The following is a 7,506-nucleotide window of genomic DNA, read 5'->3' as shown; positions in this document are numbered from 1 at the left end:
CGCGAGCCACTACCAGGCCATAGTCACCCTCGCCTGCCTACGGCTATGGCTGCCCTGACTTTGCGGACACGCCCTAGGGATCTGTGGATCCGGTCAGGCCGGTTTCTCGCTTGTGCAGTCCCGGCCCCAGGGGAACGCTGTTGCCCCTCACCCTGGCATATGCGTGCCTTCAAGGAGGGAACTTTCCCATCGTGTTGTCAAGCCGCGGCGTTTCGGGAGGTGAATCGTGATAGCGCTCTCCGTCACGGGTCATCGTTTACAGGGCGTTGAGGCGTCGGCGTGTGAGAGCTGGCAGCGCCTGTTTGTGGCTGTTCCCCTCGCTCCGCTTCCGGTCGTAGAACGCCTTGGAGGCCGGGCAGCCTTGCAGGCTGAGCATGGCCGACGGGTACATGGTTCGCAGCAGGCCGTGGTGGTAGTGCCGGGGGCGGCGCAGGTTGTCGCTGACGCGACCGGAGTTACGGGTCCTGGGGGCCAGGCCGGCGACGCCGGCCAGGCGGTCGGAGGTGCCGAAGGCGTCCATGTCGCCGCCGGTAGCGGCGAGGAATTCGGCGCCGGGCTTGGCACTCATGCCGGGCAGACTGCGGATCAATTCGGCGTGCGGATGCTTGCGAAACTTGGCCTCGATCAGGGCGTCGAGCTCGGTGATCTTCTCATCGAGGGTCATCACCCTCTTGGCGAGGCGGACCATCATGGCGGCGGCCAGCTTTTCGCCAGGCAGTGCCGTCGTCTGGGCCTGGGCGGCCTCGACCGCCGTCTTCGCCAGCGTGGCGGCGCTTCGGACTTTTCGGTTCTTCAGCCACGTCTGGATCCGGCTCGTGCCCGCTCGGCGGATCGCTGCTGGGGTCTGGTAGCCGGTCAGCAGCATCACCGGCCCCCGGTTCGTCAGGTCCAGGGCCCTCTCCGGCGCCGGGAGTATCTCCAGCAACGGGGCGTGAAGCCGGTTGATCTGCCGGGTGCGGTCGAAGGCCGCATTCAGGCGATGGGTGGTCAGGGTGCGCAGATCGGCGGCGACCTCATCACCGGGCCGGAGCAGGTCGAGGTCGCGGTGAACGCGGGCCTGATCGGCGATGTCGAAGGCGTCCTTCGCATCGGTCTTTTCCTCGCCGCTCTTGTAGGTGGCCGAGGCCCGGTGAACCGCCTGGCCGGTGAGGTAGGCGACCGGTTGACCATGTCTGACCAGCAGGCCGATCCGCAGGCCGATCAGCGCGGCACCGCCGTGGTTAAGGTCCACGGCCCACAGCAGGTCGGCGGATTTCTCCAGGGCATCGCCGATCAGGGCGAGGGGTTCGGTCTCGTCGTGCGCCACCCGGCGGGACAGCAGCCGCTTGTCCTCCTTGTTGATCACCACCGTGTGGTGATGCGTCTTGCCGATGTCCACTCCGGCCCGGATTTCGGGCACGTTCCCCTCCGCCGGCTCGTCGTACATCGGTCCCGCAGGCGACCTCGCCGGCGTTGTCCTGCAGCAGCGAGCGGAGTCGCATCTCCCAATTGGCGGTCGAGTCGTCGCGGGGCTTTGGGTGGCCAAGGGCCCTAAGCCATCGCGTGGTCTCAACCATGGCAGCCATGCCCAGAGCCCCTGGGTCCTCCGATTTTGCGAATGACCAGAGCGACCACACTTGAAAGGTAGGACAGCCATGCCCTTCAGACACACTGCCGTCGGCGCGCTCGTTGCAGGTCTCGTACTCGTGGCCGCGCCCACGCCCCCGGCCGCGACCGCCGCGGCTCTCCCGCCCGGCTGCACCAGCGGCGCCCTGCCGGCCGGCGGCGTCCACCTCGTGTGCACCCAGGGCGTCCCCGCCGGTACGACACTCAGCGGCACCGATCAGGCGGACATCATCGAGGTCAGGGGCGGCGACGACGTCAGCGGCCACCTGGCCGGCGTGGTCAACGGCCTCGGTGGGGACGACGTCGTCATCGTCGACAAAATTCTCTCCAGCGGCAGCGGAAGAAATATCCGCGGGTCCATCGACGGCGGTGACGGCGACGACAAGATCACCGTGACCGGTATGGACAAGTTCAGCGTCCAGGGCACCATCCACGGCGGCGCGGGCAACGACACCATCACCACCGGCGAGGTGTCGTACCTGGGGGACATCGACGGTGGTGCCGGCAACGATGTGATCACCACCGGCGACGTGTACAGCAGCACGATCGACGGCGGTGACGGCAACGACATCCTCCGCCTCGCGGCCTTCCGCGTACCTGGATATGACAAGGCGAGCCGTCTCGACGGCGGAGGCGGCAACGACACCATCACGGTCGGGAAGCTGGCCGGCCCCCTCCATGGCGGCCCCGGTGCGGACGAGATCACCGTGGACGGGACAACCCCCATAGAATCCCGCCTTCCCAAGCCCGCCACCGTCGACGGGGACGAAGGTAACGACGTCATCCGCGTCGGGGCGATCGGCGCCGGCGACGGGGCGCGCGCCACCTACGTCAGCGGGGGCGCCGGAGCCGACCTCATCGAGGTGCCGTCCGCCGGGCAGGACGGATACGCCACCGTCTCCGGGGACGACGGCGATGACGTCATCCAGGGACCGGGCGCCACGCCGGTCGTCCTCGGCCCGTACGGGACCGTCGACGGCGGCGGGGGTGACAATACCTGCCGCACCGACAACAACGCGGGCGGCACGGTCACCAACTGTCAGAGCTAGCGTCGCGGGCCCGAGCCCGCATCGGGCCGCCGATCCCAGCAGTTGCTCCTCACCGTTCTCGGTTGTGGGTGGGTGGGCAGGACCGGCCCGGTGCGGCGAACATTGCCCTGGCCGGCGCCGTTGCCTGCTACGCCCTCGGCGTCGGCTTCCAGGTCGCCGGCATACGGCGGTCAGCCGCATTATGCGGGCCACTTACTGGCTGGCCTCCCCGTGCTGGCGCCCTGCCGGAAATGCCTGCTGAGTTCAGTAGGCGTCATGGGATCATGCTGGCCCGACGGAGGACGGAGAGCCTAAAGATCTTCTCGTAGCTGTGCTGGTTGGTCTGCGTTGGTCTGGTCGTGCAGGTGGTCTCCGCTCAGTGTCGTGAGTTCGTCGAGGTGTTCACCGGGCTTTGCCCGCGGCGGTTCCAGCGGCTGGTCAAGGCTGTCCACCAGGCTGGCGGGCAGGCTCTTGACCCCGGCCGGCCAGGCCGCCGTGGTTGCTGTCCTTGGAGGACCGGGTGCTGCTGGTGGCTATGTACTGCCGTACGAACCTGTCCATGCCGCAGCTCGCCCCGCTGTTCGGGATCTTCACGGCGGCGGTCGGCCGGATCGTCAAGCGGCATGGACCGCTGCTGACCCTCGCGCCTGCCAGACGCAGGCCGGGCAGGAACGGCTGCCGCAGTGGAAGGAACAGCACAACGCCTCCCACCGCCGGGTGCGGACACGCGTCGAGCACGTCTTCGCCCGGATGAAGAACTGGAAGATCCTCCGCGACTGCAGGCTCAAGGGTGACGGGCTACTGGGCCGCCAGCAGCGTCGCCCACATGCACAACCTCGCCCTCGCCGGCTGACCGAGCCCCAAGCTCAGCAACCCCCGCATCACCGCAGCACAGTTACGGAGTTGCGAGAAGGCCTTCAGGTGAAAGGCCCTGGTCATGCAGCAGATGTCGAAGGCTGAGCTGTACGCCGCGTTCCGGCGTGGCCGTCGGGGGCGGAGTCGCGAGAGATCGAGCATATGTACAACGTGTTGTGGCGGGCGGTCGGGAAAGCTGTCGCTTCGGTCTGGCCTGAGCTGCTGAGCTGAGTATGCCGGTGCGGGCTGCCTAACCCGCTCCGCCACCTGTGTGGCCTCATCGTTGACTGCGGCGTTGTCGTTGGAGGGGCGGCTTTGCGGTCGCACCTCCAGGCTGGTGCGTGCGGCCTTGATAGTGCGTGGGTCGGGCTTCTCGGTGCCGGTCTTGTGCGTGTAGATGATCTGTTCGGCCAGTTCGTGGAGGTGGTACAGCGCCGTCTCCCGTTCGCGGGCGCTGGCGAAGCTGTTGCTGAGGATGCCCAGCCTGCAGCTTCCCCCGCAGTCCTCGCACGTAGGCGATGAGTTCCTCGTTCGGCTCGCAGATAATCCGCCCACGGATCGGCCATGAAGGCTTCAGCCTGGGGTGCGTCGAGATTCAGACGCGCTGCTGACTGCTCGTGCATCTCTCGTTCGCTGATGCGCCCGATCCTCCCAGCCCGCCACACGTGGTGCATCCGCTTATTCACAGTGCCCGGCGGTAACTCCAGCCGCTCTTCTCATCATTGCACCCGCCCCGTTGCCGGCGTGATCTCCAGCAAGCCGCCGGTTATGCAGGACAAGTTCATGCGATATTCAGCAGGGGGCCGGCAGTCGGCCGGGAAGTGCAAGTAATGATCCGATTGCCGATATCCTGGGGCGTACACCATACGGACCCTCGGGGAAGACGCGGATCGGCGTCGCCAACTTCGGGTGGTGAACGAGTTCACAGCTGCCCGTACGCGTGGCTGTCAGGCCAGGGTCGTCACCGGTGACGGCTCGATGTCGGGGGCGAATCCCTTTGTGCGTGCCGTGTCCTTCCGTCTCTGCGCCGAAACGGAGGCCGGCGGAAGACCAGTGCACGAGCAATTCATGATCGTGCGCCAGGGCGGTGCCCAGTCAATGCTCTGCGCGGGCAGCTATCGCCTCATGTACAGGGCGCTGCGCCAGAATGACGAGAGCATCCTCGCGTTGCGGGACCACCTGGTCGCCGTCCCGTATCGGCAACGGTTCGACTGTCTCCACGGTGAGTGCAAGCCCTGGAAGCCCACGTCGGACGTCGTGCCCCCGGCGGACGCGGACGACGAAGAGGACGCGGACTGAGCAGGGCGGCGCACTTGACCGTGGTGCTCGGTCCCGGACGGGCCTCGTCCGGGACCGGTGCCTCTGGTGTCAGGGCATGGTCGCTGGCACCTGCAGTTCGGTCACCCGGTTGTTGCGGTTGTCTGGGTACTCGGGGCTGGTCTCCCCGTGGTACCCGGTCGGCTGATGGCCGTCGATTCAGTGGGCCAGGGCGTGGGCCGTTGGGGGGGCGCCGTGTCCGTCGAGTCGCGTGTGCGATGGTCGCCGCCTGGCTGACGAGCGGCAGGTCGAGCGCCCGGAGGGCGGGGGCCGCGACCTGGGCGGCGGCGTGGACGCTGATCCTGCCGCCCTCCGGGGCGTCCGGGTTAGGTGGCTTGCCCGGTCCTTGATCGGTGCCGGCGCCGGTGCCGGTGCGGGGGACCGGGCTGGGTTCAGCCCGCAATCTTGTGCAGCGGGATTCAGGCTGGCTGGGGTTGTGGTTGGGGTTGTTGTGCTGGTGTGGGTTCGGGTGTTGTGAGTTCCCAGTGTTTGGTGGTCTGTTTGTATTTGTAGATGACTGAGGTCATGGCGAGGATGAGGAGTGGTCCGGATATCCAGGGGTGTTTGGCCATGTGCATGGGCAGGTAGCGGTATGAGATCAGGAGTGCGGTGAAGATGGTGATGCCGTAGGCGACGAGCTGGGTTCCCGGCCGGTCCCATTGGCGTTCGTGTGCGCGGAGGGCTGCTTCGGTGGTGAGTGCGAATACGACGCCGGCGATGAGGTCTGCGCCGTAGTGGTAGCCGAATCCGAGTGTTGCGCTGAGTGTGGCGATGAGCCAGAAGGTGCCTGCGTATTGCAGGGTTCGTGGGGCTTTGCGGGTGTGGATGAAGATTGCGGTGGCCCAGGCTGTGTGCAGGCTGGGCATGCAGTTGCGTGGGGTGATGTCGTCGTAGGTGACGGGGTGCGGCGCGGTGAGTGGTGGTGGTGTGTGGGGCCAGAGGTTGGCTATGGCCCAGTGTTCGCCGCCGGTGCCGAAGGCGCCGGTGCCGTAGGCGAAGACCGGTCCGACGACGGGGAAGATCATGTAGATGGCCGGTCCGAGGAGGCCGATCGCGAGGAAGGTGCGGACCAGGTGATGGCGTGGGAAGCGGCGTTCGGCTGCCACGTTGCGCAGCTGGTAGAGGGTGACGGCGACCGCGGCCACTGCGAGCTGGATGTAGACGTAGTCGAGAACGTGGGTGCCGATCGTGCCGGTGGCCTTGACGAGGCGGCCTGCCAGCCAGGAGGGGTTGCCCAGGGCGTGGTCGGCGGTTGCCACGTACTGGTCGAGGACCGCCGGGCGGGTTTTCGAGGTGATGAGGAGCCAGGTGTCGCCGGTCTTTCGGCCGGCTACCAGCAGCAGGCCCAGTCCGACGCCTTTGAGCAGCAGGGTGCGTTCGGGGCCGGTGCGGCGGGTGACGGCGATGACCGCGCAGCCCAGCATCACCCACAGTGCGCCGTTGCCGAACATCATCTTGGCGTCGGCTGCCCACCGCACCAGGAAGAAGGCGAGGTCGATGCCGATCGCGGCACCGGCCGCGATGAACCGTTGCCGCCAGGTGAGCACCACCATCATCAACGCCATACTGGCGTACAGCAGCGGCCCCGATTTAGGAGCGGTTATCACCTCTTGTGCCTGGTTGGTGATCGGCCCCGGCAGGCCGTAGCGGCGTGCGGTGATCTCCAGCGTGATGAGGAATCCGAGGGTCACCGCACCCGCGGTGGCCCACAGGATCGCCCGTGGCTGACGCAATGCGGCGAACGTGATTCTTCTGTTAATTCGCGAAAGCACCCGCGATGATATAGATATCAATTGTTTGGCCGATTTGCTGGGTGTTGGCTAAATGGATTACTCGTCGTGCTGGTCGGCATGGTTTTCCGGTGTGGGACGGGCGATGAGGGCGATGCCTGCGAGCCCGAACATGCTATCGGAGCGGTGTGGGTGGATTTCGCTGGTCACGGGCAGAGCGAAGACCCGGCCGGTCCGATGCTCGACGGTCCGGCGTCCCGAGGGTGCCCGGCAGCGGGACGCGCGCGACTGCGCCGGGGCCCGGCTGGCTGTCCCGGCCTGCCGGGGCCCGGCCCACTGCCTCCCTGTGGGGGTGGGCGCTGTGCCCGGTCGGACGTTCGAGCCGCTCGGTGAGGCATTTGCCGGGCGGGCCGCAGGCCCCGCAGTACAGCCGTAAGCGGTGCCTGCGATGCGAAGGCGGCTCGGCTCTGCCGGTGTGGTCCCTGCCCGGACTCGGGGAATACGCGGACGATGACGCATGCGGTCTTCGCTGATGCCGCCCCGATCCAGCCTGAGCACCCCACCGGTGCTTTGGGCGGTCTCCGCCTGTGAGCCGCGGGTGCTGCCGCTGACGCACGGCCCGGCTCCGGCCCGGCTCCGGCCCGGTCCGACCAGCCCCGGTCCGACCAGCCCCGGTCCGGTCGGCTCCGGCCTGGCCAGCCCCAGCCGGGTCCGGCTCCGGTCTGGCTCGGTTCGGGCTGGTCCCGGGCCACCGGAGACGGCATTCCATGATCCGGTCTTGTGGCGGCATTCCTCTGCGCTGCTTCATCCGTCCTCCCGGCCTGGCTCAACGAGCCGGACCACTGGAGGGGCCCACGACGCCCTGAAGATGCTGCCGGCCTGGACCGCCCCGGGCCCCGGCCACCGTCGCGCGCACCGCCCGGCCAAGGCGAAGGAGCCGCCTGGAAGCAGCTCTGCCCGCAGGTACGTGA

4 protein-coding genes and 1 pseudogene are annotated in these 7,506 nt (G+C 67.6%); 3 read left to right on the top strand and 2 right to left on the bottom strand.

Annotated elements, in window-relative coordinates:
- Positions 1 to 256 precede the first annotated feature (256 nt).
- Positions 257 to 1,426: an IS110 family RNA-guided transposase gene (locus tag IE182_RS31330; protein WP_190113388.1), complete on the bottom strand. Its 1,170-nt coding sequence runs from the start codon at positions 1,424 to 1,426 to the stop codon at positions 257 to 259.
- Between the two features lie 208 nt (positions 1,427 to 1,634).
- Between IE182_RS31330 and IE182_RS31325 the strand changes: the two genes are divergently transcribed.
- The 3 genes and pseudogenes from IE182_RS31325 (at position 1,635) to IE182_RS31315 (ending at position 4,787) form a co-directional block, all read left to right on the top strand.
- Positions 1,635 to 2,654 carry a calcium-binding protein gene (locus IE182_RS31325; protein ID WP_190113387.1) on the top strand — a complete coding sequence of 340 codons (1,020 nt, stop codon included), beginning with the start codon at positions 1,635 to 1,637 and terminating at the stop codon, positions 2,652 to 2,654.
- A 332-nt stretch (positions 2,655 to 2,986) separates the two neighbouring features.
- A pseudogene (locus tag IE182_RS31320) lies at positions 2,987 to 3,486 on the top strand (helix-turn-helix domain-containing protein).
- A 914-nt stretch (positions 3,487 to 4,400) separates the two neighbouring features.
- Entirely contained in the window at positions 4,401 to 4,787 is a 387-nt protein-coding gene (locus IE182_RS31315; protein ID WP_190113386.1) for a phospholipase D-like domain-containing protein, read from the top strand.
- Between the two features lie 437 nt (positions 4,788 to 5,224).
- Here IE182_RS31315 and IE182_RS31310 read toward each other — a convergent pair whose 3' ends face one another.
- On the bottom strand, positions 5,225 to 6,577 hold the full coding sequence (locus IE182_RS31310; RefSeq protein WP_229845290.1) for a phosphatase PAP2 family protein: 1,353 nt from the start codon (positions 6,575 to 6,577) through the stop codon (positions 5,225 to 5,227).
- Positions 6,578 to 7,506: the final 929 nt, after the last annotated feature.

It is taken from the genome of Streptomyces cinnamoneus (genome assembly GCF_014650495.1).
GTDB lineage: Bacteria > Actinomycetota > Actinomycetes > Streptomycetales > Streptomycetaceae > Streptomyces > Streptomyces cinnamoneus.
The sequence above is the reverse complement of the archived record's forward strand: the minus strand, read 5'-3'. Positions and strand labels throughout refer to the sequence as shown.